This window comes from Paraburkholderia tropica (assembly GCF_014171495.1).
GTDB lineage: Bacteria > Pseudomonadota > Gammaproteobacteria > Burkholderiales > Burkholderiaceae > Paraburkholderia > Paraburkholderia tropica.
Window position 1 is genome coordinate 1,535,630 of the sequence record NZ_CP049136.1, and the last position, 24,019, is coordinate 1,559,648.

Consider the following 24,019-nt stretch of genomic DNA (forward strand, 5'->3'; position numbering starts at 1 on the left):
TGGTGTGCGCGCTCATGCCGGAAACCCCAGACGGCGCCCGCTCGACGGATCGACGCTCACGCTCATCGGCACGCCGTAAATCGATTCGAGCCGCAGCGGGTCGATGATGTCGGCGGCGCGCTCGCGCATCAGCAGGCGCCCCTCGCGCAGCGCGACGATGCGGTCGCAAAAGCGCGCGGCCATGTTCACGTCGTGCAGCACGACGACCGCGCTCATCGCGCCCGAGGCGCACAGCGCGCGCACGAGGTCGAGCACCGCAAGCTGATGGCCGATGTCGAGCGCGGCGGTCGGTTCGTCGAGCAGCATGCAGCGGCAGTCCTGCGCGACCAGCATCGCGAGCCACGCGCGCTGGCGCTCGCCGCCCGAGAGCACATCGACGGGACGATCGGCGTGCGCGAGCACGTCGGCGGCGCGCATGGCGCGCTCGACCCACGCGGCGTCGTCGTCGCTGAAACGGCCCAGTGCGCCGTGCCACGGATAGCGCCCGAGCGCGACGAGTTCGCGCACGGTCATGCCGTCGGTGAGCGGCGTTTGCTGCGGCAGATACGCGACCTGGCGCGCGAACTCGCGGGCGCTCCACTGTGCGAGCGGCCGGCCCGCGTAACGGATCGTGCCGGCGGCGGGATCGAGCTGGCGCGCGAGCAGTTTGACGAGCGTCGATTTGCCCGAGCCGTTGTGGCCGACGAGACCGGTCACGCGCGCGTGCTCGATCGTGAGGTCGAGCGGATGCAGCAGCGTGCGGCCACCGGCGGCGAACGCGACGCCTTCGAGCGCGAAGGCCGTCTGCGTGCCTGCCGTGTCGTGCGCTGATTCGTGAACCGCGTTGTGCAGGATCGCGTTCATGCTGCGCTCGCCATGTTGTTGCCGCTGTGGCCGTTACCGTCGGCGAGGCTGGAATGCGTCGCGCCGATCCGCCCGCTGTCGAGCTTGATCAGACGATCGGCGAGATCGAAATACCGATCGTCGTGCGTAATCACGAGCACCGTTTTTCCCTTCGTTTTCAGCTCCGGCAGCAGCGTGCGATAGAACACGTCCTTGAAGGCCGGGTCCTGATCGGCGGCCCATTCGTCGAACACGTAGAACGGCCGATCCTCCAGAAACGCGACCAGCAGCGCGAGGCGTTTGCGCTGTCCCTGCGAGAGCGCGAGCGTGGAAAACGCGCCGTCCTGAATCCGCACCTTGTGGTCGAGCTGCAGCGCGACGAGCAGCGCGCGCGCCGCGTTTTCGCGTCCGGCGCTCAAGCCGAGCAACGAATCGAACAGATGGAAGTCGCTGAACACCACGGAAAAATACTGTCGATAAGCGGCGCGTGTCGCGTCGTCCACGGCCGCGCCGTCGACGAGCAGACGGCCGCGCTCGGGCGCATACAGGCCGACGAGCAGTTTCGCGAGCGTGGTCTTGCCGCTGCCGTTGCCGCCGACGAGGAACACCGTTTCGCCCGCACGAAACGTCAGATCGATCGGGCCGAGCGTGAAGAAACCGTCCTCGTTTTCGCGCACGTAACGATGCTCGACGCCTTCGAGCGCGATGCGCGAAAACGCGGGCTGAGCGGCTTGCGCGACATTTGTACCGATATCGGCAAGCCGACCCTGTTCAGGTGGCAGCGCGGCTTCGAGCTTGCCGATCCGCTCGAACGCCACGCGCGCCGAACTGATCGCGGGCAGCGCCGCCAGCAGGCCTTCCACGGGCATGATCAGGTAGAGAAAGACGAGTGCGTAACCGGACATCACGTGCGCATCGGCGTCGAACAGGCGCGCGAGCACGAAGATCGTCAGGCCGACGAAGCCGAACAGCAGCAGATTGCCCCAGCTCGCCGCGAGCGCATGCAGCACGTAGCCGCGCGTGCGTTGCGCGCGCACCGCTTCGACGTGCGGCGCGAGCTGGCCGCCGACGAACGCTTCGGCGCGTGCGCGATGCAGCTTCAGTTCCTTCGCGCCGTCGAACAGCGCGCGAAACTGGCGCAACAGCTCGTCCTCGCGTTCGCGCGAAGCACGCAGATGACGCAGCGCGCGCGAACCGACGAGATGCGTGCCGAACGTCCCCACGCCGAGCACCGCGAGCGCGACGCCGAGAATCGGCAGCGACAGCATGCCCAGATAGGCGAGGCAACCGGCGATCACCGCACCCTGCATCGCAATCGACGGCAGGCTCACGAAGAACACGACGATGCTGTCGAGGTCCTGGGTCAGCGCGCCGAGCGCACGCGCCGCGCCGCAGCGCTCCAGATCGCGGAACGAGGCCGCGGCGATGCGGCCGATCGTCTGCATGCGCAGACGCGCTTTCACGCGCTGGCCGAGATACATGAAGAGCGTCTGCGAACCCACGCGCGTGGCGAGCACCAGCGCCGCGAGTAGCGCGAAGCGCACGCCCAGTTGCACGAGTTGCGCGCCCGACGCCTGTAACGCCTGGTTGATGAGCGCGACTAGCGCCGCATTCGCGAAGCCGCTCACGAGACTCACGAGCAGGGCGAGTGGCAGAAGCCAGCGCGAGCTGCGGATCAATGAAGCAATCAGGGGCATAAGCGGCGGAAAAGTCGTTCGTGCGCGTGGCGATCGTGTGTGTCGACCCTATCGACCCTATCGACCACAGGGTCCACCGGGGTAATTCCACGAATGAGAAGCATTATTGATTTCGGGCGGGGTTCCGCCAGAAGCCTTGATGGGTAAGGAGATTACCGTCTTATGCGAATTAAAGGCGGACAGGAGATATCGATTTTTTGACAATTTTTTGTCAATTTCCAATATCATGGGCCACTTCCTTTCGCGCCCGTACGTCCGTCCGATGAAGTCGTTTCTGCTCAAGCGCTACCCGATGGCTCGCACGCCGCTGCCGCGCGAGGTCGCTGCGACGCTCGTGACCTACCGCCACGGCGAACGCGTGACATGGCATCAGCATCGTCATGGTCAACTGGTATTCGCGGTCAAAGGCGTGATTCGCGTGCTCACGCCCGCGCGCACGTGGACCGTGCCGCAGTCGCGCGCGGTGTGGCTGCCGTCGGATGTCGATCATGAACTGCACGCGGTCGGCGATACGGCGCTGTGCAGCATCTATCTGGAACCCGATGTGTTTCCCTGGCCGTGGGAAGATCCCGCCGTGATCGGAGTGTCGGCCTTGCTGCGCGAACTCGCGCTCACGCTGGTCGAGGGCGCGGACAGCTATACGGCCACGAGCCGCGCGGGCCTCGCCGCGCCGTTGATGCTGAAGGTGCTGGCGGAAACGCCCAGCCTCGCGGAGCCCGGCGTGCCCTTGCCGCGCGACGAGCGCCTGCTCAAGCTCTGCGAGCACATGATGAACGACCCGGGCAGCGATCTCTCGCTCGATTTTTGGGGCGAGCAGTTCGGTGCGAGCGGACGCACGCTCGCGCGCCGCCTGCATGCGGAAACCGGGCTGACCTTCGTGGCCTGGCGTCAGCAGATGCGCGTGGCGGAAGCGATCACGCGCCTCACGCTCGGGCATTCGGTAGTGCAGGTCGCGAAAGATCTCGGTTATCGCAGCGCGAGCGCGTTTATCGTCATGTTCCGCCAGGTGACGGGCGAATCGCCGCAACGCTATCTGGCGTCGAGTTGACGGCGCGCGGATGATTGACTCACGTCGCCTTCACTGACCCGAAGGCTTGCCCCACACGATCGATTCCGGATGGCGCTGGAGATAATCGGCCAGCGCGTTCACGCTCGCGAGCGTCCGGCGCAGTTGCGTCGTGGCCGTGCGCACGTCGGTTTGCAAGGGCGAATCCGCTTCGAGCGTGGTGCGTGCAGCGGCAAAAGACGTCTGCGCAAAAGCCAGCGTGGACTGCGTTTGTGGAACGGTTTCATCGTTCAGGGTCTTGAGTAGCGCATTCGCGCCGTCGAGCGACGCATCGACGTTCCTTCCGATTTCGTCGAACGGCACGCGATCGAGTTTCGCGACGATATCGCCGAGCAGATCTTGCAGTTCTTCGATGGTGTTGGGCACCGTCGGCAGTTCGACCGCCGCGCGCTTCGCATCGAAATGAACGGGCGGCGCCTTGGGGAAAAAGTCGAGCGCGATATAGCGCTGGCCCGTGAGCACGCTGCCCATGCGCACCTGGCCGCGCAGACCTTGCGCGATCATGTCGCTCAGCAGCGCGCGTCCGCCCGGGCCGTCGCCTTTGCCGAGCGCCGCGCGATAGCGTCGCCCGAGCCGGAACGGATAGAGATTCAGGCTGACGATCATGTCGAAGCCGCCGTGCGCGGTGTTGTTATCGACGTCGATCCGTGTGACGTTGCCGATCTCCACCCCATGAAAATCGACCGGCGCGCCCACAACGAGGCCGCGCAACGATTCGCGAAAGCGCATCTGCACGGGCGCGGCCGGGCCGTTCGTGCTGCGCAGCGCGTCGGTGCGGTTGTCGGCGAGGGTGAAGGTGCGGCTGTCGTGCGACGGCGGAGCGGCTTCGGCGGGCGAGTCGAATTGCACGCCGCCGCGCAGCATCGCTTCGAGCGGCTGCAGGTCGACGTTGAAGCCGCGCGAATCGAGTTGCACGTCGATTCCGCTGGCCTGCCACCAGCGCGTCGACGACGTGACATAGCGATCAAACGGCGCGTTCACGAACACGTCGACATCGACTTCCTGGCCGTTTTTCGGCAGCGTGTAGCCGAGAATCTGTCCCACGGCGACGCGATGAAAATAGACCGGCGAACCCGCCTGCAGCGAACCCAGCGACGCGGCGCGCAGAATGAAGCGGCTGCCGCGTCGATCGGCGCTCACCACGGGCGGCGTTTCCAGGCCGATAAAGCTGTGGCACGTTGTGCGGGCGGCGCCGATATCCACGTCGATATACGGCGCGGTGCGCAGGGTTTCGAGCCCCGAAATACCTCCGGCGTCGATACGCGGACGCGCCACCCAGAAACGCGTCCCGCAGGTGGCGAGGCGGGCGGCGTCCGCCATCAGCCGCACCACGGCGGTCACATGCGAGCGGTCGCGCGACAGATGCAGCGTTTCGAGTTCGCTCACTTCCACGTTGCGATAGCGCACGCGCGTCTTGCCCGCCTGCAATCCGGCTCCGCTGGCGAAGTCGATCGTCAGTTGCGGGCCGCGCGGGAACAGCGCGTGAGCGAGCAGCAGGCCACCGGCCAGCAAGGCGATGAGCGGCGCGAGGCTCATCGGCGAAAACATCGTGCGCAACATTCAGAGCTTCCCTGCGATGACATCGCCGAGCGCGCGCCGGAACCGGCCGAATGCGTCGCGTGCGCGAATCCACAAGCCGCAGATGGCACTGGCTTTGCCGTCGACGGTCATGGGCGAAAGCCCAGTATCAGCGTCAGATAGGCGAGCGCCGCGAAGACGCCCGCCATCGTGCCGTAGTAGTCGCGCGCGCCCGGACCGAGCAGGCAATGCGCGGGAATGCCGACCGCGCAATACGCAGCCGTGAAGACGAGCGTGATGACCAGCGTAGGATGGCCCGCCGACCACGCGAATTCCGCCAGGTGTTTCATGATCAGGCATCCTGATTATTTAAATGATTCCGGGCGATTGAATCTCGCGTGGCCGGGCAGGGTGCTTCGGTGTTCTGGTGCGCGGGATTAATGCATTTGCGCGACGAGCGCTTCCGCACCTTTATCGAGGCCGGTTTTCGCGGCGCTCAACGAGCCGAACGCCGCGGGCAGATTCATCGCATTCGGATATTGCTTGGTCACATAGGCTTTCAGTAGACGGCCATCGTTGCTGTCGTACACCTCGACCGCGTACGACACCGAGCCGCTGAACGCGCCCTGGCCGCCGCGCACCGCCTGCACGCCGTTGTAGAGATTGCCGGCGATATCGAAATGCATCGCCTGACCCACGAGCAGCGTGGTGCTCTCCGCGCCGGTCAGCGTCACCTTCACGCGCAGCACGCCGGGGCCGGTGTGGTTCGTCATCTGGAAGCGTTTGCCGAGGTTTTCGGTGAAGGCCTGCTGCGCGTAGCGGGCGAGCGTGGTTTTGTCGTCGTCTTTCATGTCGCCGAATTGCGCGTCGGCGCCGCGATAGACGGTGACGGGGTCGAGCACGACCTGCGTATAGCGCGACCAGGAGACGGGAATGCCGTAGGCGAGCGGCACTTTGTTGCGGTCGTCGCCGTGATTCGGCTGCAACTGGTGCGTGGCGTCGATGCCGGAGTAGGCGACCGGCTGAACGCCGGCGCAGGCGGCAAGAAGAAGGGACAGCGTGCCCGTGACGAGGGGAAGTGCGAGGCGTTGGCCGAACATCGGAAGGTTCCTTGGATGGATTAAGCGGGCGCTGAAAGAAAGCTGGGTGAAACAGTGAGAAACCGCTGTTCACTGCGGACGCAGCGTAACGGCAAATTCGAGAAATGTAAACCGTCTACCCGGTTTGTTTGTATGGCGAGGCGGAATTGGTTACAATCATGTCCGCAACCGACCGACCGTTCGCCAGGCGCCGCTTTTCACGCGGATCGGCGCGCGATTCCCTCGCCGACGCTGTCATGCCCGAAGTCACGCTGTCACGTTCTTAGTCACGCCCTCGAATCGACATGGATAACCCGACCCGCTCCGAACTGTCCCGCAAGAAAGCCATCGCCGCCGCGCTGGCGATTCTGACGAGGGAGGGCGCGGGCGCGTTGACGTTCGACGCGTTGTCGCGCGAAAGCGGCATCAGCAAGGGCGGGCTGCTGCATCAGTTCCGCACCAAGAACGGTGTGCTGGAGGCGCTGCTGGAGCATCAGCTCAGCGAGTTTCAGCGGATCGCGGCCGATTATCTGGGCAAGGAAGGCGCGAAAAAAGCCGAGCCCACGCTCAATGCGCAGATCGAAATTTTTCGCGAGGCCGTGAATCAGCCGAATTCCGTCGCGCGCGCGATGCTGGCGGTGATGGTGGAATCGCCCGAGATGCTCGGGCGCGTGCGCGACACCGACAATCGAGTGACGAAAACCATCGAGAGCGAAGCGCGCGACGAGGAACTCGCGCTGCTGCGGTATTTCGCGGCCAGCGGCATGGCGTTTCACACGCTCATCGGCTTGACCGAACTGGACGGCGCGCGGCGCAATCGCCTGTTCGACCGCTTGCAGGACGACGCGAGCTGGGCGCCGCTCGAAAAGAAACGCAAGACGGCGAAGTAGGCGCGCGTTTTTAATCGGGTTTTTAGTCGCCTTTCACGCGCGGGCCGGTTTCGCGGCCGATCCTGGCCTGACGACGCGCGCGCTCGTTGATGATCTGATGACGCCGATGGTCGGTCATCTTCTTCCAGCCACGCGCTTCCTCGCGCGTGCGGTAACAGCCCGTGCACAAACCGGTTTTGCCATCGAACGCACAGAGTTCGATGCACGGCGATTTCACGGCCATGGCTTACTTGAAATAGCTGTGGACGACTTCGATCAGCTGCTCGGTGCCGCTGCCGTGTTCGTCGGCGGGTTCGGCATCGACGAGATGGGTGCGGATGTGATCCTCCAGCACCACGGCGAGCAGGCCGTTCATCGCGCCGCGGCTGCTGGTGATCAGTTGCAGCACGTCCATGCAGCCGCGCTCGTCTTCGAGCGCGCGCTCGATGGCCTCGACTTGCCCCTTGATGCGGCGCACGCGGTTGAGCAGCTTCTGTTTTTCGCGAATCGTGTGACTCATGCCTGACCTCGACGGATGGAAACCCGAGTATACCGCTGCCTATAGCGAGGGGGACTACGCTACGCGCCGCGACATCAGGCCGCGAGCGCCGTCAAACCCTGATAGCCGACGATCAGGCCGACGAGCAGGATCAGCGCGCCGGAGAAATACGGCGCTTTGCGCGCGAAATCGCCGAATCCGCTCCATTTTTTCGACACGTGCTTGACGCTCAGCGCCGCCAGCGTGCCGGAGACGACCATCGTCAGCGCAAGTCCGATGCTGAAGCAGAGCACGAGCGACGCGCCCAGCGCGAAACGCTTCAGTTGCAGGCACAGTAGCAGCACGGTGATCGACGCGGGGCACGGCACGAGTCCGCCGGTCAGGCCGAACATGACGATCTGGCCGGTGGTGACGTCGCGATTCGCGAAGCGGCGACGGATGTCGTTCGCGTGCGCGCGTTCGTGGGCGTCCTGGTACTCGGTGGAGGACGCATCGAGGTCGGCGTGGTGGTGATCATGGCCGTGATGATCGTGATCATGATGATCGTGATCGTGGTGGTGATGGCCGTGCGCGTGTCCATGCTCGTGCTCATGCGCCGCGCGCTGCTCGCGCCAGGTGCGCCAGATCATCCATGCCGCGACGCCGACGATCAGCACCGCCGAGGCCACCTGAAACCACGGCTCGCTGCTTGCGGCGTTCCAGTTGCGGCCGAAATACATGCCGATGAGCGCGATGGCCCACACCACGGCGGTATGCGAGAGCGTCGCCGACAAGCCCAGCAACACCGCCTGCCCAACCGTGCCGCGAATCGCCACGATGAACGCGGCCATCATCGTTTTCGAGTGGCCCGGCTCCAATCCGTGCAGCGCGCCCAGCAGGATCGCGCTCGGAATGAACAGCCAGGCGCTGGAGGCGCCCTGCGAAAGAAGATGCGAAAAGTCCATCATGCTGCGGTTTCCTGGATGACTGGCTAGCTGGCTGCGGCGCGCGCCGCGCCACGTCTCATCGAGACGATTAATATACGGTAGGGGGTATATTACACAAATAGGGTGAGGGGGTATACTAATTCGCACTGGTTTGCGCTATTTCCCCGTGATTCTCGCGCCCGTTTCGTTGCGGGGCATTTCTCGATGCGCTTATAATCCAGGCTCTTTTCGGGCAGTCGCCGCGCCTCGCGCGCGCCTGCCGTCTGCTGACTCCCGAGCGCGCGCCGTGCCCTGACGCGAGGCCGTCACCGCTTGCGACGCGCGTCGCATCGATGTGAATTCCATGAAGAAAAAACGCTGGATTGCGCTGCTGTGCCTGATTCTTTCGGCGGCAGCGCTGGCGCACTTCCTGCGCCCGCGCTACACGCCCGCCGAGCGCGACTATTACACCGTGCTGTTCTGTCTGGTGAAGAACAACGGCACCGACGATCCGCGCAAGGACATGCGCGATATGGTCGAAAACGGCAACTCCGATTACGCGCTGCACAAGCAGGAATACAACCCGGCGGCCGCCAACGACGCGCTGGCGCGCTTCAACAAGCTCGGTAGCGAGGATCAGCGGGCGGCGGGGCAGAGCCGTGCGGAATGCCAGCGTTTGCTGGGCTTGAACGCCCAGCGCTAGACACGCCAGGCAAGCTGGACAAACGCGGCGGGAAGAGAGCAGGCGCTCGCGCGATGCGAGCGCCCGAAGTGCGGCACGTCGTGACTTATTCGTGCGCCGCGGATTGAAGCTTCGCCGTGGCATCGCCGAACTGCAACGCGGCCAGTTGCGCATACAGCGGCGAGCTTTCGAGCAGATCCGCGTGACGCCCTTGCGCGACGATGCGGCCATGCTCCAGCACCACGATGCGGTCGGCCTGCTGCACGGTCGCCAGCCGATGCGCGATCACCAGCGTGGTGCGATTCTGCGCGGCGTTGTCGAGCGCCGTCTGCACGAGCCGTTCGCTGGCGGCGTCGAGCGCGCTGGTGGCTTCGTCGAGCAGCAGAATCGGCGGGTCCTTGAGAATCGCGCGGGCAATCGCGATGCGTTGGCGCTGTCCACCCGAGAGCCGCACGCCGCGCTCGCCGAGGAACGTGTCATAGCCTTCCGGCAATTGCTCGATGAACCCGGCGGCGGCGGCCATGTCGGCGGCACGGCGCACTTCGTCGAGCGTGGCGTCCGGCATGCCGTAGCGGATGTTGTCGAGCACGCTGCCCGAAAAAATCACCGATTCCTGCAACACCACGCCGATCGCCTGGCGCAACGAGGCGAGCGTCACATCGCGCGTCGGCACGCCGTTGATGAGGATGCGGCCCGACTGCGGATCGTAGAAACGCAGCAGCAACTGGAACAGCGTGGTCTTGCCCGCACCCGACGGCCCGACCAGCGCGACATGCTCGCCCGGTCGCACATCGAGCGAAAAGCCCGCGAGCGCCGCGATGCCAGGCCGCGACGGATACGAAAAGCCCACGTTCTCGAAACGGATGCCGTCGCCCTGCGCGGGCAGCGGCACGGGCTTGTCGGCTTCTTCCACCGGCGAGCGCGCCGCCAGCAACTGCAACAGCCGCTCGGTCGCGCCCGCCGCGCGCTGCAGATCGCCCCAGACTTCGGCCACCGCGCCCACGGCGCCCGCCGTGAACACCGCGTAGAGAATGAACTGCGAGAGCTGGCCGCCCGTCATGCTGCCCGCGAGCACCGCCTTCGCGCCGAGCCAGAGCACGAACACGATGGCCGCGAACACGAACACGATCACCACGGCCGTCAGGCTCGCGCGCGCCCGGATGCGCGTGAGCGCGGTGTCGAACGCGGCTTCGACCGCGCCGCCGAAGCGCTTCGTCTCGTAGCCTTCCTGCGTGTACGACTGCACGGTCGGCATCGCATTGAGCACTTCGCCGGCCAGCGCGCTCGCATTCGCGACCTTGTCCTGACTCGCGCGCGAGAGCCGCCGCACCCGCCGCCCGAACACGACGATCGGCAGCACCACGACGATCAGCGTCGCAATGATGTAGCCGGACAGCACCGGGCTGGTGGCCACCAGCATCGTCACGCCGCCGACGGTCAGCAGCGCGTTGCGCAGGCCGAGCGACAGGCTGGTGCCGACCACGGCCTGGATCAGCGTGGTGTCGGTGGTGAGGCGCGAGAGCACTTCGCCCGTCTGCGTGGTTTCGAAGAATTGTGGGCTCATGCGCATGACGTGCGTGTAGACCGCGCGCCGCAGATCGGCCGTCACGCGCTCGCCGAGCCACGAGACCCAGTAGAAACGCAGCGCGGTGGCGGCCGCGAGGATCAGCGACACGACGAACAGCGCGATGAAATAGCGATCGATATGCGCGCGGTTGCCGCTGGCGAAGCCGCGATCGATCAGATACTTGAACGCGACGGGCAGCGCCAGCGTCGCGCCCGCCGAGGTCAGCAGCGCGAGAAAGGCGAGCGCCCAGCGCCCGGCATAGGGGCGCAGGAACGGCAACAGGGCAAACAGCGGGGCGACGCGCGACGAGCGGACGGCGGCTTCTGGCATGGCAAGTCTCGGAGTCGAGCGAATGAGAAGGAAAGCGTGACGATACACGCAGCGGCGCTGCGGGCGATGTCAGTCCGGCAGCGGCCCGTTGCGCAACTGTTCGCGCTCTTGCGGCGTCATGCTTTGCCACTGTTTCCACTGACGCCATTTGCCGCGCTGGCGGCAGCCGCCGTGGCCGCGGAATCCACCGAACAGAATCCGGCAGAGCACGAGCAGGCCGATGGCGCGCGGATAGTCGATGGCGTGCGCATCGACGACGAGCGACGGCACGATCCAGTTCCACAGGCTCATGACGACCCAGCCCAGCAGCGCGACGATGGCCAGCACCACCACGATCCTGGCGAAAATCTTGCGGCGAAATTGCATGTTGTTCTCCTTCGGTTCAGATGTCATAGCCGTCCCACGACGCCCGCAGACGCTCGCGCAGATGCAGCACCGCGTAACGCTTGCGCGCCAGCAGCGTGTTCACGCCCACGCCGGTCGCGGCGGCCAGTTCCTTGAAGCTGCGCCCGTCCAGTTCGTGCGCGACGAACACCTCGCGCTGGCTGGCGGGCAGTTCGTCGAGCGCGTCGCGCAGCGTGTCGAGCAGCGCCGCGCGTGCGTACGCGGCCTCGGGGCCGCCGTCGGCCGAAGGCAGCGCGAGGTCGAGGCGGTAGTCGCTGTGATCGTCGCCGGGTTCCGCGCCGCTTTGGCCGATGCCGCCGCCGAGATCGGCGAGCGGGACTTCCTTGCGTTTTCGAAAACGGTCGACGATCCGGTTGCGCGCGACGCGAAACAGCCACGCGCCGACCTGTTCGATCGGCTCGGGCAGTCGCCAGGCCTCGACGAGTTCCTCGAAAACGTCCTGAAGGATGTCCTCGGCTTCGTCCTGGTCGATCACGCGGCGACGGATGAAACTGCGCAGCCTCGGACGCTCGCGGGCGACGGTGTCGGCGATGTCGCGGTCCGGTAGGTCCGGATGGGGCAGCGGGTTCGGGGTGAGCGGCGGTTCCATACCCGTGAAGACGATTCGGGAAGGGGAATATTGTGACACCCGCCGAAGATCGGGTTGGGCCGCCGGCGTGGCCCAACCCTGCGTGCGCGAAAGATTACGCGGGGATTACGCCGCCGCGAGACTGGCGGGCGCCAGTTGCGCCGCGCTGACGAGCTTGCGCGTGTAGGCGTGCGCGGGCGCGTCGAGCACCGCGAGCGTGTCGCCGGTCTCGACAATCTTGCCGCCGTGCATCACCACGAGGCGATGCGAAACAGCGCGCAGCACGTCGATATCGTGGCTGATGAACACGTAGCTCAGGCCGTGACGCCGTTGCAGCGTCGTGAGCAGCGCGAGAATCTGCTGCTGGATCGAGACGTCGAGCGCGCTCGTCGGTTCGTCGAGCACGAGAATGCGCGGATTCACCGCAAGCGCACGCGCAATCGCGATGCGCTGGCGCTGGCCGCCCGAAAACGCGGCGGGCAGCCGCGAGGCTGCGTCGGCGGGCAGGCCGGTTTCGGCCAGCAGCGCCGCCACGCGCGCGCGCCGCGCATCGGCGGGCAGATCCGGATGATGCAGCGCGAGTCCTTCCTCGACGATCTCGCCCACGGTCAGGCGCGGCGCGAGCGAGCCGAACGGGTCCTGAAACACCATTTGCACGTGGGCGGCGAGCACGCGACGTGGCGGTGATTGCGGCGCGCCATCGAGTCCATTCAGCCCCGCAAAGCGGATCGTGCCCGCCACCGGCTGCACCAGCCCGACGATGGCCGCCGCGAGCGTCGATTTCCCGCAGCCCGACTCGCCGAGCACGCCCAGCGTTTCGCCCGCGCGCAGATGCAGGTCGATGCCGTCGAGCACCGCGCTCGTCCCCGCACGCAGCACGCCGCGCCAGCCCGGCGCCCGCGCGCGATAGCCGGCGCGCAGTCCGTCGACGGCGAGCACGCGCGACGCGTCGTCGGCGACTGGGGCGAGCGTGCGGCGCGGCGCGCTGTCGAACAGCTTGCGCGTGTAAGGATGCCGCTGCGCCGCGAACAGCGCCTCGGTCGCGCCTTGCTCGACAATCGCGCCATGCTGCATCACGGCCACGCGATGCGCGAAGCGCCGCACCAGATGCAGGTCGTGCGTGATCAGCAGCACGGCAAGACCGCGCCCGTCCGCGTCGGCTTCCTGAAGCTCGATCAGCAGATCGACGATCTGGCGGCGCACGGTCACGTCGAGCGCGGTGGTCGGTTCGTCGGCGATCAAGAGGCGCGGGTTGCAGGCGAGCGCCATCGCGATCATCGCGCGCTGGCGTTGTCCGCCCGACAACTGGTGCGGATAGCAGTCGACTTTGCGCTCGGGTTCGGCAATGCCGGTGCGCCGCAGCAGCGCAATCGCACGTTCGCGCGCGGCCGCGCCGCGCAGATTCGCATGCAGACGCAGGCTTTCGCCGATCTGCCGCCCGATGCTCCAGAGCGGATTGAGCGCGGTCATCGGTTCCTGAAACACCATGGCGATGTCGCCGCCGCGCACGGCGCGCCATTGCGCCTCGCTCTTGCCGAGCAGTTCCTGGCCCGCCAGCCGCACGCTGCCGCTGACCTGCGCGGCGTCGGCGAGACCGAGCAGCGCGAGCGCCGTGAGACTCTTGCCCGAGCCCGATTCGCCGACCAGCGCCACGCGTTCGCCGCGCGCGATCGTCAGATCGATGCCACGGACGATGCGTCGCGATCCGATACGAATGTCGAGGCCGTCGACTTCGAGAACTGGCGTCGTCATGAACGCTCCTGGGTGTTGTCGTGCGCGCGATGACGATCGGTCGACAGCGATTCGCGCAACGCATCGCCGATAAACGTGAGCAGCAGCAGCGTGACGACCAGCGCGGCAATCGCCGTCGCCGAAATCCACCACGCGTTGAGATGGTCCTTGCCTTCGGCCAGCAGTTCGCCGAGGCTCGGCGCGGGCGGCGGCACGCCGAGCCCCAGGAAATCGAGGCTCGCGAGCGAGAGAATCGCCGCGCTCATGCGAAACGGCAGCCACGTGATGACGGGCGTGAGACTGTTCGGCAGAATGTGCCGCCACATGATCTGCCAGTCGGACAGCCCGAGCGTGCGCGCGGCGCGCACGTAATCGAGCGCGCGCTTTTGCAGGAATTCGCTGCGCACGTAATCGGACAGCGTGATCCAGCCGAACGCGGCGAGCAGCACGAACAGCAGCGCGAGGCTCGGTTCGAAGATCGACGACAGAATGATCAGCAGATAGAGGTCGGGCAGCGCGTTCCAGATTTCGATCAGACGCTGGCCGAGCAGGTCGACGCGGCCCGCGTGATAACCCTGCAACGCGCCCGCGAGCACGCCGATCAGCGCGCCGCTGAGCGTGAGCGCGAACGCGAACAGCACCGAGCTGCGCAGGCCGTAGAGGGCGCGCGCGAATACGTCGCGGCCATAGGCGTCGGTGCCGAGCCAGTTTTGCGCCGATGGCGGCGCGGGAAACGGTCGCGCCGAGTGATAGTTCACGGTGTCGTAGCGGAACGGGCACGGCGCGTAGAGCGCGAAATTGCCGTCGCGCGAGAACTGGTCGCGTATGAAGGGATCGAGATAATCGGCCTCGGTGGGCAGCGCGCCGCCGAAGTCGCGATCGGCGTAGACGTGCAGCGCCGGGAACAGCCAGTGGCCGTGATAGCGCGCGACGAGCGGCCGGTCGTTGGCGATCGCGCCCGCGCAGAGGCTGGCGGCGAACAGCACGGCGAACACGATCAGGCTCGCCCAGCCCAGTCGCTGGCGGCGCAGACGTTGCCAGAATGGCGTCGATGCGGGTGCATCAGGCGCGGCGGCCGCAAGGTCCGGTGCGGCCGTTTTTTCATCGTCGAACGCGGGCTGCGCCTCGTCGCGCAGCGGTGTGATGGCTTCCATGCAGAACCCCGAAGTCAGCGGCCGTTGCCGCCGAAATGAATGCGCGGATCGATCAGCGCGTAGGCAAGATCGCCCGCGAGCCGCGCGACGAGACTGACCACCGTGAACACGAACAGCGAGCCGAGCACGACCGGATAGTCACGGCCCACGATGGCGTCGTACGAAAGGCGGCCCACGCCGTCGAGCGAGAACAGCGTCTCGATCAGCAAACTCCCGCTCACATAGGCGGCGATGAACGCGGCGGGCAGGCCGGTCGCGAGCGGCAGCAGCGCGTTGCGCAGCACGTGCCGCCAGACCACCGCGCTGCGCGCCGCGCCTTTCGCGCGCGCGGTCAGCACATACTGGCGCGCGAGCTCGTCGAGAAACGCGTTGCGCGTGAGCAGCGAGACCACCGCGAGACTGCCGGTCACCGACGCAGTCACCGGCAGCACCAGATGCCAGAGCCGGTCGAGCACGCGTTGCGCGAATGGCAGCGCGTCATGGCCTTCCGAGCCGAAGCCGCCGAGCGGAAACACATGTAGAAACAGATCGCCGCCGAACAGCATCATCAGCAGCACGCCGAGCACGAAGCCGGGAATCGCATAGGCGGCCAGCAGCGCGGCGCTGGTCGCGAAGTCGAACGCGGTGCCGCGATGCAGCGCCTTCGCAATGCCGAGCGGCACGGCGATCAGATAGGTGAGCACGAGCGTGAAGCTGCCGAGCGTGACCGTCACCGGCAATTTGCTGCGAATCAGCTCCCACACCGAGCGATGCTGAAAGAACGACTGGCCGAGATCGAAGCGCGCGTAATGCGCGAGCATGCGAACGTAACGCGTGAGCGGCGGCTGGTCAAAACCGAATTCGTGGCGGATCGCCGCGATCTGCGCGGGATCGACGCCTTCGTTGCCGTGATAGCCGCCGTTGCCGCCGCCGCCCTCGCCATGCATCGACGTGCCTTGCAGGCGCGCCATCACCTGCTCGACGGGGCCACCGGGCACGAACTGCATGATGATGAAAGTGACGGTGAGCACGCCGAGCAGCGTGGGGATCATCAACGCGAGACGCCGGCCGATATAGGCGATCATGATGCGCTTACTCCTGTCGTTGCGCGAAAGCGGGCGCGTTTTGCGGCGCGGCGTGCCACCAGCCGATCACCCAGTCCATCCACGGATATTGCTTCGGCACCCGCGCGGGCGGCGCGATGCGGCGGTTCCACGCGACGCGCGCGTGCGTGATGTGCCACTCGGGCACCATGATGCGGTCGCAACGCAGCACGCGGTCGAGCGCGCGCGCCGCCGTCACGAGCGCGTGCTCGCTGTGCGCGTGCTGGACGTCGGCGATCAGCGCATCGACGGCGGGCGAGTTCACGCCCGCGTAGTTTTCCGAACCGGGCGTCTGCGCGGCCTCGCTGCCGAAGCGCCGCGCGAGTTCGCCGCCCGGCACGCTCGCCGCGCGATAGCCGAGCGTCGTCATGTCGAAATCGAAATGCTTGAGGCGTTCGTTGATGACCGTCTGGTCCATGATGCGCAGACGCGCGTCGATGCCGAGCATGCGCAGATTGCGCACGATCACCATCAGAATGCGCTGCATGCCGGTGCCGTCGTCGAGCAGTTCGATCGTGAACGGCGCGCCTGATGCATCGCGCAGCACGCCGTCGCGGTACTGCCAGCCCGCGCTGTCGAGCAGCGCTTCGGCGCGCGCGAGATTGCGGCGCAGGCCGTCGCGTCCCGTGGTTTGCGGCTGCGGCGGCACCTCGCCGAATACCTCGGGCGGCAGCTTCGCGCGCAGCGGTTCGAGCAGCGCGAGTTCGTCCGCGTCGGGCGCGCCGCGCGCGGCGAATTCGCTGTCGTCGAAAAAGCCCTGACTCCGTTCGTACTGCCCGAAAAACATGTTGCGGTTGATCCACTCGTAATCGAGCGCGAGACCCACGGCTTCGCGCACGCGCGGGTCCTGAAACTTCTTGCGGCGCAGATTGAAGAACAGACCCTGCGCGTCGCTGATGCCTTGCTCGGCGAATTCCTGCCTGTGCAGCGTGCCGGCGGCGAAACCCGGACCGCTGTAATTGCGCGTCCATTGCTCGGCGCTGCCTTCGAACATCGCGTCGATATCGCCCGCGCGGAACGCCTGGAGCGGCGCGGCGTCGTCGCTGTAGAGGCGAAAGCTCACGGTGTCGAAGTTGAACATGCCGCGCCGCACGGGCAGATCCGCGCCCCAGTAATGCGGATCGCGCCGGTAGACGATTTCGCGGTTGCTCGCGCGCGAGGCGATCAGATACGGGCCGCTCGCGATGGGCGGCACGGTCGCGAGCTGGTCGAAGCTGCGTGTGCCGCCCGCGGGCGTGCGCGCCCAGTCGCGCGAGAACACGTAGAGGTCGCCCGCGTCGAGCACGGCGCGCCGCTGCGCCGAGCGAAAGTCGAAGCGCACGGTTTGCGCGTCGAGTGCGTGCGCCGCGCGGATCAGAGCGTAGCGGCCGCTGTAGAACGGCGACGTGGGCGCGCGGCTCAGGCATTCGAACGACCAGACGACGTCGTCGGCGGTCACGGGCCTGCCGTTCGAAAAACGCGCGGCGGGATTCAGGTGGAAGGTCGCCGAGAGCCCGTCCGGTGCGATGGCCACGCGGTCGGCGAGCAGCGGATATTGCGTGCTGACGTCGTCGAGGCTGCGTTGCATCAGCGTTTCGAACAGCAGAATCGGCGCGGCCGGCGCGGCGTTGCCGCGCAGCAGGAACGGATTGAGCGAGTCGTACGATGTGACGACCGGCGTGGCGTCGATGTAATTCGCGAGCCGCAGCGTGCCACCGCGCGGCGGTGTGTCGTCGGCGTACGGCAGGCGCGCCGGGACGGCGGCGGGGCGCGCGTCGTCGAACAGGGCGAGGGTGGTTTGCCAGTGCCCGGCTTGCGCTTCGTTGTTCGACGCGCCGTTCGTCGTGCCGTTTGCCTCATGACTCGCCGCATGCGCCATCGCCGTGACTTGCGCGAAGACGATCGCGCACACGCCTGCCCGGATGCGCGCGCGCCGCTTTGCGTTTTGCAGGAACGCGCTCATAGCCGCGCATTCCCGCGCGAGGCACCGGAACGGAGCAGGGCGGCGCTCACAGATCGAAGCGCGCGTTGAGCGCGAGCGTGCGCGGCGCACCGACGAACATATAGTCGGACTGGAGGAAGCCCCAGTAATGCCGGTTGAAAATATTGTCGACTTCGGCGCGCAGGGTCACGCCATGACCGGCCACCGTCGTGCGATAACTCAGCCCCGCGTTGAACAGCGTGAAGCTCGGCAGCACGTAGTTGTTGTTCGCATCGGCCATCATGCTGCCGTAGTAATGCGCCTCGGCGTTCGCGGTGAGGCCCGTCACGCCCGGAATGCGATCGCTCAGTTGCAGCGTGGCCTGCCAGCGCGGAATGCCCTCGATGCGCTTGCCGATCAGATCGGCCTCGGTCTCGCTATACGTGCCCGCTTCCCAGGCCGTGCTCGCGGCCACACGGAAGCCCGCGGGCAGATCGACGTGACCGTCGAGTTCGAGGCCGTTGATGCGCTCCTTGCCGTTCGAAACGTAGACGTTCTGCGCGTTGCCGTACTCCGCGCCGCGCTCGATGCGGAACAGCGCCGCCGACGCGCCCACATGGCGGCCGTCGTATTTCACGCCCACTTCATACTGCTTGCTCTTGATCGGATCGAGCACCTGGTTTGCGTTCGCATAGCCTTCGGCTGCCGTGCCGCCGTCTTCGAGCGCTTCCACATAGCTCGCGTAGAACAGCAGGTCGCTGCGCGGACGGAACATCAGCGCGAGCGTCGGCGTGACCGGATTCTGCGTATAGCTGACCGGCGACGTGGACGGCGAGGTCCACGACGTCTGGTGATAGCTCGTGTAGCGAATGCCCGCGAGAATCGACCAGTATTTCAGGAAGCTCAGCGTATCGCTCGCGAAAATCGACTTCTGCTGCGAATTGAAATTGTTGTACTGCTGGCTGTAATCGTACGTGCCGTCCCACGTGTGCTGCGTGATCGTGTCGTAGAGATTATTCGAGCCGATATCCGTATAGAGCGACGCCGGCACGGTCTTCTTCGTGAGCCATTGCTGGGACACGCCCAGTACGACCTGATGATCGACCGGGCCGGTCGAGAACTTGCCTTCGAGCGTGGCCTGCACGACGTCGTAAATCGACGATCCGCGCGAACGGTTCAGATAGGTGTTGAAGTCGCCTTGCTCGTTGAGCAGGTCGAGCCACTGGCCGGAATAATTGCGCTCGTCCTTGCTGTGGCTATAGTCGATGCTCGCTTTCCAGACCGGATCGATCTGCCAGTGCAGGCCGCTGCTGACGAAATACACGTTCGAATTAAAGAACGTATCGCCGTAAGCAGAGAGGTTCGTGCGTCCGCTCGGCGCGCGCGGCAGGCTCGATCCGGTGTAGTCGCTGAGCATGACGTCCTGAATGCCGCCGTCGACTTTGCGCGACTGATAAAGGCCGTCGAAGGTCCACGTGAGCGAGCGCGTGAGGCGCGCATCGAGCGACAGCGACTCCGAATTGCGCAGCACGTGCGCATCGTTATAGGTGTCGCCCTGTTCGTGCGTGATGTTGAAGCGATAGCCGAACATGCTGTCCGGGCCGAAGCGGCCGCCCGTGTCGATGTGCTGGCTGAACACGGAATCCGAGCTATAGCCCACGTCGGCGCTGAACGTGAAGGTGTCGGTCGGCTTCTTCGTCACGAAATTGATAATGCCGCCCGGCGCGCCGAATCCGTACATGAAACCCGATGCGCCCTTGAGCAATTGAATCGATTCGAACGATTCGACCGGCAATTCGACCGTCGTCATATAGAACGGCAGACCGTTGATCTTGTAGCCGTTGTAGTCGTCGAGCGGAATGCCTCGCACGTTGATCGAATACGCGTTGAACGAATAGGTGTCGCCGAGCGACATCACCGCCGCGTCTTCCGAGAACACCTTGCCGAGCGATTTCACCTGACGGTCTTCAAGCTCCTGCTGCGCGACCACACGCGTGGAGAACGGCGTTTCCAGATCGGAGCGCGTGCCGAGCGCGCCGCTCGATACTTTCGGCGCTTGCTGGCGCGTGCCGTTGATCGTCACCGTGGCGAGGCTGTGGACTTTGTTGTCGTTTTTATCTGCGCCTGACGCAGCATCGTTCGCGGGATTCTGCGCGCCGTTCGAGGTGTCGTCGGCGTAAGCGAGAGTGGCGGTCAACGTGCCTGCGCCAATCAGCAACGCCGGAATCACTCGCAAACGGAATATGCTTTTTCTCATACGTAGTAGTCCGATATATTTATATTGATGGCAGCCAGGCACGCCTTGGCGAGAAGGTTAAATTGAAATCAAGCGAGACCGGGTATCAGGGAACAGGCAAGGCTTCGCGCGCGACCGTGCCTTCGATGTGCGCGCTCAGAATCTCGATGAAGTGATCGAAAGCCTGATCGGGAACCGATGCATCGCGTACGAAGAGTTCCTGCAGGCAGAGTCCGCGAATGAAGCACGCGATCACGTAACGCGTAAGCCACGGCGCGGGCGACTGGTCGATGCGCGTATTCGCCGGATGATGGCGCATGTCGTCGCCGATCGAATGCGTGAGCAGTGCCGCGTTGAAGCGTTCGCGCAGATCGGCGTCGCTGCGCAGCGCACCGTAGAATTCCTGCGTCATCGGAAACGTCTCGCGCATTTGCGCGCGCCAGACGCGGACTTCGTCGCGCACGCTCGCGCCGTTTTCGATGCGCTGTTCGAGTGTGTCGAGCTTGCCGCTGATCCACGCCACGTAGGCGGCCACCAGCAGTTCGTTCTTGTGCGGAAAGTGATGGAGCAGCGCGCCGCGCGACAGTCCCGCGCGCTGGCAGATTTCGCTGATCGACGCCTTGGCGAGACCGACTTCGGCAAGGCAGGCGAGCGTGGCGTTGATGAGCGCGACGCGCGCCGCCGTGCTGCGTTCGTGTTGTGTGCGCCTGACGCGTGGTGCGGTATTCGGAGTGGCGTTATTCATGGTGCTGGGCGAAAACGTCGTGCGGCGCACGTCGAGTGGCGGCGTATCGCGGACGTTCTAAAAACGTTACGGCGAGATACAGTACGGTTGGTATGTTATTGAGCACGCATCAACGTGTCCAAGAAAATTCCCTCACATGCTTATCTGCGGGATGTGCGGTGGCGTACGGTAATCCCCCGCGGTTTGATTCGCGTGCGAGCGACATGAGGCGCTCGCGGATGTAACGTCGCTATAACGCCGACAAAGCCGACCCCACGCGCAATCGCGCTAAGATCGTTGCTTTCCTGATCCGATGTTTCGTGCCATGTCTTCGTCGCGCTCCATTCCACCGCTTCTTTCGCTGCGCGTCTTCGAGGCCGTGGCGCGGCATTTGAGTTTTACCGCGGCGGCCGAGGAGCTTCACGTCACGCAAAGCGCCGTGAGTCATCACATCAAGAAGCTCGAAGAGGAACTCGGGCGGCGCCTGTTCGAGCGGCGCGTGCGCGCGGTCGCGCTGACGAGCGACGGCGAGGCGTATTTCGAACACGTGCACGCCGCGTTCGATCTATTGCGTCGCGGCACCGACGCAATGCGCGCGCCACGCCACGCGGCCGGCACGCTGACCGTCGGTCTGCTGGCCTCGTTCGCCACGCGCTGGCTCGCGCCGCGTCTGCGCGATTTTCATGCGGCGTATCCCGATGTCGATGTGCGTCTGCGTCCCGATATCGCACTCGCGGATGTTTCGCAGGGCGACGTGGATGTGGCGATTCGATACGGGCGAGGCGTCTGGTCTGGCGTGCAAACGCAGAAACTGATGCCCGAGCGGCTTTCCGTGGTGGGCGCGCCGGAGCTGATTGCGGCGCACGGTCCGTTCACGTGCGCCGACGACCTGCTGCGTCTGCCGATTCTGTATTCGCACAGCAAGCAGCCGTTCGAATGGGACGCATGGACCGCGCGATTCGGCGTGGACCTGAGCGCGGCGCGCGCGGTGCATCTGCATGACTACAACATCGTCGTCGAGGCGGCGCTGGCCGGGCAGGGCGCGGCGATGGGCCGGCATCGCCTGATCGCGCCGCAACTCGCCAGCGGCGCGCTCGTGCCGGTGTTTCCCGAGATGACGCTCGACGATTCCGAGATCGGCTGGTGGCTCGTCACGCGGCCCGGACCGCGCAGCGAAGCAGCGAATGCGTTCTGCGACTGGCTCATCGCGATCGCCGAAAACGAAGGCGATAGCGACGACGGAAGCGACGACGGAAGCGACGACGCGGCCTCGTCCGCATCGACGCATTAGTTCCGCTCATGGCCGGGCGGCAAGGATTGATTGGTCGCGGGCGAGGCGAATGGCTAGGATCGGGTTCCCGAATCCAGCAACCCGCATCACGCCAGGAACCCTGCCATGAACACCGCCCTGAACACCGCGAACGCATCGCCCGACCCCCTCAACGCGCTCACCATTTCGGCGCGCGTCGCCGCGCTCGGGCTGACGCTCGAACCGGCCGCCGCGCCCGCCGCCAATTACGTGTCGTTCGTGCAGGACGGCCATCTGCTCTACATTTCCGGACAGATCGCGCGGCGCGACAACGCTGTGCCGTACGCGGGTCAACTGGGCGCCGACGTGACGGAAGCCGATGGCATCGAAGCGGCGCGTCTGTGCGCGCTCGGCGTCGTCGCGCAGATCGCCGCCGCGACGGGCGACCGGCTCGAGCGCGTCGCGCGCGTGGTCAAGCTGGGCGTGTTCGTGGCGAGCGCGCCGGGATTCAGCCGCCAGAGCGTGGTGGCGAACGGCGCGTCCGATCTGATCGTCGACATTTTCGGCGATGCCGGACGGCACGCACGCAGTGCGGTTGGCGTCGCGATGTTGCCCGCGGGCTCGGCGGTCGAAGTGGATGCCGTGGTCGCGCTGCGCGAACTGTGATCGCAGGGATTTTCGAGGAGACCGCATGACCACGAACACAATCCTGACCGACGCCGTCGTCGACGCACTGCGCGCCCAGACGCCCGGCACGCGCACGACGACGCATTTCAATCACGCGGGCGCATCGCTGCCTTCGTCGGCCACGTTGAGCGCGATCCACGCGCAGCTCGAACGCGAGGCGACGCGCGGGCCGATGGAAGCGGGCGTCGCTGCCAGCGCCATCACCGACGACGCGCGCGCGCTCGCCGCCATGCTGTTCAACGCACAGCCCGACGAGATCGCGCTGACCGGCGGCAATTCGCAAGGCTGGGGCGCGGCCTTTGCGGCGCTGGGCGGCTGGAAGGCGGGCGAGCGCATGCTCGTCGGACGGCACGAATGGGGTGGCAATCTGGCCGCGATGCAGTTCGCGGCGCAGCGGGCGGGCGCGACGATCCACGTGATTCCCTCGCGCGCTGACGGCACGATCGACACGGCGGCGCTCGCCTCCATGATCGACGAACGCGTGCGTCTGATCGCGCTCACGTGGCTGCCGGCGAACGGCGGCCTCATCAATCCGGCCGACGCCGTGGGCGCGATCGCGCGGCGCTTCGACATCCCGTATTTCGTCGATGCCGCGCAGGCCGCCGGACAGCTCCCGATCGACGTCCGGGCAATCGGCTGCGACGTGCTGTGCGCCGCGCCGCGCAAGGCGTTGCGCGCGCCGCGCGGCACCGGCTTGCTGTATGTGCGGCGCGCCTTTCTCGATCGTCTGACGCCCGCGTATGTGGATCGTTATTCCGCGCCGCTCGATGCGCGGGGCGAGCCGTATCTGCGTAACGACGCCGGTCGATTCGAATCGGCGGAAACATCGATGGCGCTGCGTGCCGGACTCGCGAAGGCGCTGAGCGAGGCGCTGGCGATTGGCGTGCCCGCGATCCGTCGGCGTATCGATCAGATGGCGACGCGGCTGCGGCAGCGTCTGGCCGGGATCGAGGCGGTCGAGTTGCTCGATGAAGGCGTCGAACGGTCCGGGCTGGTGGCGTTCAATCTCGCGGGCCGCGACCCGCAAGCGGTGCAGGCCGCGTTGGCGGCGCGTGGGATCTCGATTGGATTGAGCGGCGTGGCTTATACGCCGCTCGATATGCGCGCGCGCGGGCTGACGAACGTGGCGCGGGCGTCGGTCAGCTATCTCACGACGGATGCGGAAATTGCGCGACTGGTCGCGGCGATAGCGGAGATAGCATCGGTTGCGTGACGGCTGTTTTGCGCGTCCGGCCGGTTCGCGCTTCTT

23 protein-coding genes are annotated in these 24,019 nt (G+C 66.0%); 6 read left to right on the forward strand and 17 right to left on the reverse strand.

The annotated features are described in order from the left end of the window. Positions 1-12 precede the first annotated feature (12 nt). Together G5S35_RS30385 and G5S35_RS30390 are read right to left on the reverse strand one after the other, a co-directional pair. Positions 13-843: an ABC transporter ATP-binding protein gene (locus G5S35_RS30385; RefSeq protein ID WP_183039721.1), complete on the reverse strand. Its 831-nt coding sequence runs from the start codon at positions 841-843 to the stop codon at positions 13-15. Continuing rightward, the gene (locus tag G5S35_RS30390) at positions 840-2,519 is read right to left on the reverse strand and encodes a cyclic peptide export ABC transporter (RefSeq protein ID WP_074983641.1); all 1,680 of its coding nucleotides are present in this window, start codon (positions 2,517-2,519) and stop codon (positions 840-842) included. The genes G5S35_RS30385 and G5S35_RS30390 overlap by 4 nt, the downstream gene beginning before the upstream one ends. Before the next feature lie 262 nt (positions 2,520-2,781). Here G5S35_RS30390 and G5S35_RS30395 point away from each other — a divergent pair, with 262 nt between their 5' ends. Next, positions 2,782-3,567 carry an AraC family transcriptional regulator gene (locus tag G5S35_RS30395; protein WP_176080046.1) on the forward strand — a complete coding sequence of 262 codons (786 nt, stop codon included), beginning with the start codon at positions 2,782-2,784 and terminating at the stop codon, positions 3,565-3,567. Between the two features lie 30 nt (positions 3,568-3,597). Here G5S35_RS30395 and G5S35_RS30400 read toward each other — a convergent pair whose 3' ends face one another. The 3 genes from G5S35_RS30400 to G5S35_RS30410 all read right to left on the reverse strand — a co-directional run bounded on the left by G5S35_RS30400 (position 3,598) and on the right by G5S35_RS30410 (position 6,203). Next, positions 3,598-5,145 carry a PqiB family protein gene (locus tag G5S35_RS30400; protein ID WP_183039722.1) on the reverse strand — a complete coding sequence of 516 codons (1,548 nt, stop codon included), beginning with the start codon at positions 5,143-5,145 and terminating at the stop codon, positions 3,598-3,600. A gap of 107 nt (positions 5,146-5,252) precedes the next feature. Further along, on the reverse strand, positions 5,253-5,453 hold the full coding sequence (locus tag G5S35_RS30405) for a hypothetical protein (RefSeq protein ID WP_065058475.1): 201 nt from the start codon (positions 5,451-5,453) through the stop codon (positions 5,253-5,255). A gap of 87 nt (positions 5,454-5,540) precedes the next feature. Beyond that, complete coding sequence (locus G5S35_RS30410) at positions 5,541-6,203, reverse strand: DUF3313 domain-containing protein (protein ID WP_074983644.1); 663 nt, start codon at positions 6,201-6,203, stop codon at positions 5,541-5,543. Between the two features lie 284 nt (positions 6,204-6,487). Between G5S35_RS30410 and G5S35_RS30415 the strand changes: the two genes are divergently transcribed. After that, the gene (locus tag G5S35_RS30415; protein ID WP_065058479.1) at positions 6,488-7,072 is read left to right on the forward strand and encodes a TetR/AcrR family transcriptional regulator; all 585 of its coding nucleotides are present in this window, start codon (positions 6,488-6,490) and stop codon (positions 7,070-7,072) included. A 22-nt stretch (positions 7,073-7,094) separates the two neighbouring features. On the opposite strand, the gene G5S35_RS30420 is transcribed toward G5S35_RS30415, so the two are convergent. From G5S35_RS30420 to G5S35_RS30430, 3 genes are all read right to left on the reverse strand, one after another. Then, positions 7,095-7,295, reverse strand: a complete 201-nt coding sequence (locus G5S35_RS30420) for a DUF1289 domain-containing protein (protein ID WP_065058480.1) — start codon at positions 7,293-7,295, stop codon at positions 7,095-7,097. Between the two features lie 3 nt (positions 7,296-7,298). After that, positions 7,299-7,571 carry a metal/formaldehyde-sensitive transcriptional repressor gene (locus tag G5S35_RS30425; RefSeq protein ID WP_065058482.1) on the reverse strand — a complete coding sequence of 91 codons (273 nt, stop codon included), beginning with the start codon at positions 7,569-7,571 and terminating at the stop codon, positions 7,299-7,301. 74 nt (positions 7,572-7,645) lie between these two features. Then, a complete protein-coding gene (locus G5S35_RS30430) occupies positions 7,646-8,497 on the reverse strand; it encodes a nickel/cobalt efflux transporter (protein ID WP_065058483.1) in 852 nt (283 codons plus the stop codon). 322 nt (positions 8,498-8,819) lie between these two features. On the opposite strand from G5S35_RS30430, the gene G5S35_RS30435 reads away from it, so the two are divergent. Beyond that, positions 8,820-9,158, forward strand: a complete 339-nt coding sequence (locus G5S35_RS30435) for a hypothetical protein (protein WP_065058484.1) — start codon at positions 8,820-8,822, stop codon at positions 9,156-9,158. A gap of 85 nt (positions 9,159-9,243) precedes the next feature. On the opposite strand, the gene G5S35_RS30440 is transcribed toward G5S35_RS30435, so the two are convergent. The 9 genes from G5S35_RS30440 to G5S35_RS30480 all read right to left on the reverse strand — a co-directional run bounded on the left by G5S35_RS30440 (position 9,244) and on the right by G5S35_RS30480 (position 20,855). Next, on the reverse strand, positions 9,244-11,034 hold the full coding sequence (locus G5S35_RS30440; RefSeq protein WP_065058485.1) for an ABC transporter transmembrane domain-containing protein: 1,791 nt from the start codon (positions 11,032-11,034) through the stop codon (positions 9,244-9,246). 69 nt (positions 11,035-11,103) lie between these two features. Further along, complete coding sequence (locus G5S35_RS30445) at positions 11,104-11,400, reverse strand: hypothetical protein (RefSeq protein WP_065058487.1); 297 nt, start codon at positions 11,398-11,400, stop codon at positions 11,104-11,106. Positions 11,401-11,416: 16 nt separating this feature from the next. Further along, entirely contained in the window at positions 11,417-12,028 is a 612-nt protein-coding gene (locus tag G5S35_RS30450) for an RNA polymerase sigma factor (protein WP_183039723.1), read from the reverse strand. 105 nt (positions 12,029-12,133) lie between these two features. After that, positions 12,134-13,759: an ABC transporter ATP-binding protein gene (locus G5S35_RS30455; protein WP_074983649.1), complete on the reverse strand. Its 1,626-nt coding sequence runs from the start codon at positions 13,757-13,759 to the stop codon at positions 12,134-12,136. Then, positions 13,756-14,892: an ABC transporter permease gene (locus tag G5S35_RS30460; protein WP_183039724.1), complete on the reverse strand. Its 1,137-nt coding sequence runs from the start codon at positions 14,890-14,892 to the stop codon at positions 13,756-13,758. The genes G5S35_RS30455 and G5S35_RS30460 overlap by 4 nt, the downstream gene beginning before the upstream one ends. Before the next feature lie 14 nt (positions 14,893-14,906). After that, positions 14,907-15,956: an ABC transporter permease subunit gene (locus G5S35_RS30465; RefSeq protein WP_065058491.1), complete on the reverse strand. Its 1,050-nt coding sequence runs from the start codon at positions 15,954-15,956 to the stop codon at positions 14,907-14,909. Positions 15,957-15,963: 7 nt separating this feature from the next. Continuing rightward, positions 15,964-17,916: an extracellular solute-binding protein gene (locus tag G5S35_RS30470; RefSeq protein ID WP_237181615.1), complete on the reverse strand. Its 1,953-nt coding sequence runs from the start codon at positions 17,914-17,916 to the stop codon at positions 15,964-15,966. A 46-nt stretch (positions 17,917-17,962) separates the two neighbouring features. Then, the gene (locus G5S35_RS30475; RefSeq protein ID WP_237181617.1) at positions 17,963-20,071 is read right to left on the reverse strand and encodes a TonB-dependent siderophore receptor; all 2,109 of its coding nucleotides are present in this window, start codon (positions 20,069-20,071) and stop codon (positions 17,963-17,965) included. 145 nt (positions 20,072-20,216) lie between these two features. Next, positions 20,217-20,855: a TetR/AcrR family transcriptional regulator gene (locus G5S35_RS30480; RefSeq protein ID WP_065058494.1), complete on the reverse strand. Its 639-nt coding sequence runs from the start codon at positions 20,853-20,855 to the stop codon at positions 20,217-20,219. A 304-nt stretch (positions 20,856-21,159) separates the two neighbouring features. Between G5S35_RS30480 and gcvA the strand changes: the two genes are divergently transcribed. From gcvA to G5S35_RS30495, 3 genes are all read left to right on the forward strand, one after another. Beyond that, on the forward strand, positions 21,160-22,125 hold the full coding sequence (gene gcvA, locus G5S35_RS30485) for a transcriptional regulator GcvA (RefSeq protein WP_183039726.1): 966 nt from the start codon (positions 21,160-21,162) through the stop codon (positions 22,123-22,125). A 105-nt stretch (positions 22,126-22,230) separates the two neighbouring features. After that, positions 22,231-22,749, forward strand: a complete 519-nt coding sequence (locus G5S35_RS30490) for a RidA family protein (RefSeq protein WP_176080057.1) — start codon at positions 22,231-22,233, stop codon at positions 22,747-22,749. Positions 22,750-22,774: 25 nt separating this feature from the next. Then, complete coding sequence (locus G5S35_RS30495; RefSeq protein WP_183039727.1) at positions 22,775-23,983, forward strand: aminotransferase class V-fold PLP-dependent enzyme; 1,209 nt, start codon at positions 22,775-22,777, stop codon at positions 23,981-23,983. Positions 23,984-24,019 lie beyond the last annotated feature (36 nt).